General features: G+C 52.2%; 3 protein-coding genes. All 3 read right to left on the bottom strand.

Annotated elements, in window-relative coordinates; all coding sequences use genetic code 11:
* Window positions 1-32: 32 nt before the first annotated feature.
* Window positions 33-1,358 carry a guanine deaminase gene (guaD, locus tag A918_RS0106820; protein WP_022710337.1) on the bottom strand — a complete coding sequence of 442 codons (1,326 nt, stop codon included), beginning with the start codon at window positions 1,356-1,358 and terminating at the stop codon, window positions 33-35.
* Window positions 1,359-1,411: 53 nt separating this feature from the next.
* Entirely contained in the window at window positions 1,412-2,644 is a 1,233-nt protein-coding gene (locus A918_RS0106815; protein WP_028233487.1) for a urate hydroxylase PuuD, read from the bottom strand.
* A gap of 94 nt (window positions 2,645-2,738) precedes the next feature.
* Window positions 2,739-3,923 (bottom strand): aminotransferase, encoded by a 1,185-nt coding sequence (locus A918_RS0106810; RefSeq protein ID WP_033315938.1) that lies wholly within the window; start codon window positions 3,921-3,923, stop codon window positions 2,739-2,741.
* Window positions 3,924-4,039: the final 116 nt, after the last annotated feature.

Here is a 4,039-nt window from a genome sequence, read left to right as displayed (position 1 = left end):
TCCCGCCCGGTTTTTCTTTAAACTGCTTTTTGTCAGTGAGCCGTTTTCACCGGCTGACCAGCCACATAGGTTTCCACAATCGCACGGTCATCCCCGAGTGTCTGCAACAGGAACAATTCCTGCGGCAGATTGGAACCTGCATCCATACGCAGCCGCATCGCAGATGTGGCACGACTGTCCAAAATCACGAAATCCGCTTCCGTACCTGCATTCAGCGTACCGATCCTGTCTTCCATCGACAGTGCCCGCGCATTGCCCAATGTCATCATATAGAATGAAGTGAGCGGATTGAGCCGCTGGCCACGCAATTGCAGCACTTTATAGCCCTCATCCAGCGTGCGAAGCATCGACCAGCTGGTACCGCCGCCAATGTCAGTCGCTACGCCAATGCGCACACCGGCATCGCGCAAGCCATCGCGGTCAAACAATCCGCTGCCCAGAAACAGATTGGAAGTCGGGCAGAACACCGCCACAGACCGGCTATCAGCCAGCACCTTCACTTCCCGCTCAGACAAATGAATGGAATGCCCGAGTAAGGTCTTATCCCCGAGCAGGCCGTAATGCTCATAAATGCCGGTATAATCCGGCGCATCAGGATAGAGCGAACAGGTAAATTCAATCTCGGCATGGTTCTCAGACAAATGCGTCTGCACATAACATTCCGGATGTTCACGCACCAAAGCCTGCGCTGCCTCAAGCTGTTCCGGTGTGGAGGTGATCGCAAAACGTGGCGTGATCGCATAATCCAGACGCCCCTTGCCATGCCAGCGGGCAATCAATGCTTTGCTATCATCATAGGAAGATTGTGCCGTATCGCACAAAGCGGCAGGCGCATTGCGATCCATCATCACCTTGCCGGCAATATTGCGCATATTCAGCCGCTCACTGGCGCGAAAAAATGCATCCACACTTTGCGGATGTACAGAACCATAGGCCACAACAGTCGTTGTGCCGTGACGCAATAATTCATCAATAAAACGCTCAGCAATATGCTCACCGAATTGCTCATCGGCATATTTCTGCTCTTCGATAAAAGTATAATCATTGAGCCAGTCCAGCAGTTCCGCCGCATAGGACGCAACCACCTGACTTTGCGGAAAATGGATATGCGTATCAATAAAACCGGGCAGGATCAGATGCGGACGATGATCGGTTTCCGGTGTGTCCAGTGATTTCTGCGTTACAACAGTTTCATAATCACCAACAGCTTTAATCACCCCGCCTTCAACAAGCAGTGCGCCATCCTCATGATAGATATAGGATGATGTATCGCTGATATCCTGCGGTTCATTGATAAAACTCAGAACACGCCCGCGGATAAGACGCTGATTATGCTTTTGTGTCATATTCACAGACATGAAAATACCCTCGCTGAAAAGCAGAAATAGTCAGTATTACAACATAGATTCGATCAGGGTTTAGAAGCTGACGCCGTCTCATACCAGCGACGCAGCAACAGACGCTCCTCCGCACTCATACCGGTGAGATTGGACGGCGGCATGGCATGAGACCGCGCTGCATGGAGATAGATTTCTTTGGCATGAGCGGCGATCGCAATATCACTGTCGAGAATGACACCCTTTGGTGGCACCAGAATGCCCTCCCAAGACGGCTCCGCCGTATGGCACATGGAACAACGCCCCAGAACCGTATCGCGCACTGTCTCAAATTCCGGCGTATTGATGTATTTTTGCTGGATTGTTGACGCCTGCGCTTCACCCGCATTGTCCAGCTGTTTCGGCTCGGTAGACAGCCACATAATCACGATAAACAGCAAAACCGTTGCCAGCCATGTCCAAGTCGGACTGCCTTTGCGCGCGTGACGGGTATTGAACCAATGGCGGATTGTTACCCCCATCAGAAACACCAGCGATGCAATAATCCAGTTATATTTCGTGCCGAATGCCAGAGGATTATGGTTCGACAACATCAGAAAGATAACCGGCAGCGTCAGATAGTTATTATGGGTGGAACGCTGCTTGGCGATCACGCCATATTTGGGGTCAGGTGTGCGCCCCGCAATCAGATCTGCGACCACTTTCTTCTGGTTCGGAATGATAATCATGAACACATTCGCGGACATGATGGTGGCGGTGAAAGCGCCCAGATGCAGGAAGGCCGCGCGTCCGGTAAACAGCTGCGTATAGCCCCATGCCATAAGAACCAGCACGAAATAGAGGATCACCATCAATTGGGTGGTATTGCGCCCGAGCGGAGATTTACACAGCAGATCATAAATGATCCAGCCACCGGCAATAGAAGCCAGTGAAATGATGATCGCCGTGGTGCGGGAGACATTCAGCACCTGCGGATCAATCAGATAGAGATCAGCACTGCCGTAATAGACGATAGCCAGAAGCGCAAAGCCTGACAGCCACGTGGCATAGGATTCCCATTTGAACCAGATCAGGTCTTCCGGCATCCGCGACGGTGCCACCAGATATTTCTGAATGTGATAGAAACCACCACCGTGAACCTGCCATTCCTCACCATAGGCACCGGGCGGCAGATCGGGCGCTTTGCGCAAGCCCAGATCAAGAGCAATGAAATAGAAAGATGAGCCGATCCACGCAATTGCGGTGATAACGTGGAGCCAGCGGGCAGCAAAGCCAAGCCAGTCCCACGCGATTGCCAGTTCAAACATGCATTCCTCCCCGATATGCAGCAGACCGTCTGCCACTATAGGGGAAGAATCAGCTTAAGCGCCAGATGGTTATATGCGGCACAATGAACAGCAGTTAAAACTGCAGCGCAGCCACACGTTCCGGCAGCATCGTAATGGTTTCCGCATTCACATTGGCAAAAGCAAAGCGCAGGAAGTCCTGTTGCCCTTCACCGAAATAAGCGCCCGGAATGGTGATAATCCCGCAGGTCTTTGCCAGTTTTTCTGACACAGCCGCAGATTCCACTCCTTTGAATGGATGGCGGACAAAGGCGAAATAAGCGCCTACGGAAATGGCTTCCCAGCCTTCCATTTGCGCAATTGCACTACGCAAAGCCTGCGCACGATGCGCAATTTCGCGGCGGTTTTCATTACGCCATTCGGTCAGCGGTTCAATCGCCTGCGCAATCGCTGCCTGCGGCGGCAAAGGCGCACAAATCTGTAAGTTGTCCATGATCTTGGCAATTTCTGAAATCACAGCTTCCGCCGCAATAATCGCACCAAGGCGGTGACCCGGAATACAGAAGGATTTGGAAAAGCTGTAGAGCTGGATCAGATAATCATTCCAGTCAGCCTCATCGAATAAATGATGCGGCACGGCATCGGCATCTTCGAGAAAGTCGCGGTAAGTCTCATCGAGAATCAACCATGTGCCATTGGCACGGCAAATTTCATAAATCTGCTTCAGCACGTCCGGTGAATAGACGGCGCCGGTCGGATTATTCGGCGTGACCAGCGCCAGAACTTTAATGCCTGCATGGAGAACCTGTTTCAGTTCCTGCGGATCAGGCACAAAACCGTTCTGCGCACGGCATGGCATCAGCTCCAATTTGATACCGAGCATGGCCAGTGACGTTTCATGGTTGAAATAAAGCGGATTGCTCAGCATCACCGTATCACCGGCACCGGCCAGCGCCATCACGGCCGCAATAAAAGCCTGATTGCAACCGGCTGTAATCTGCACCTGCGCTGCATCGAGTTTGGCTTTGTAAAGCTGGCTGACATGCGCGGCATAGGCTTCACGCAGCGCCGGCAGACCTTCAATCGGCCCGTAATTGGCAAAAGCTTTGGAAGATGCCGCTTCGCCGGAAAAACGCAGCATTTCATCATGCGGCGGATAACCCGGTACGGCCTGTGACAAATCAATCAACGGCCCCAAAGCACCGTCATAGGCCTGCGCCCATGCTTTAACAGCAGGAATTGGCGGCAAAGATAAAGCAGAAACTACCGGATTAATCCGCGGCGCAGCATTGTCACTCATAATAGGCTCCCAGATATTATGCATCCGGCAGCACCATCAGATATGCGCCGGATTTTACTCCTCTGGTCGGGATACCACATAGTAAGCACAAGCCAACATAAAAAGCGCAACGCCTG

The sequence above is a fragment of the Pseudochrobactrum sp. AO18b genome (genome assembly GCF_000409565.1).
Classification (GTDB): domain Bacteria; phylum Pseudomonadota; class Alphaproteobacteria; order Rhizobiales; family Rhizobiaceae; genus Pseudochrobactrum; species Pseudochrobactrum saccharolyticum.
This window is presented reverse-complemented; position numbering and strand designations above follow the sequence as displayed.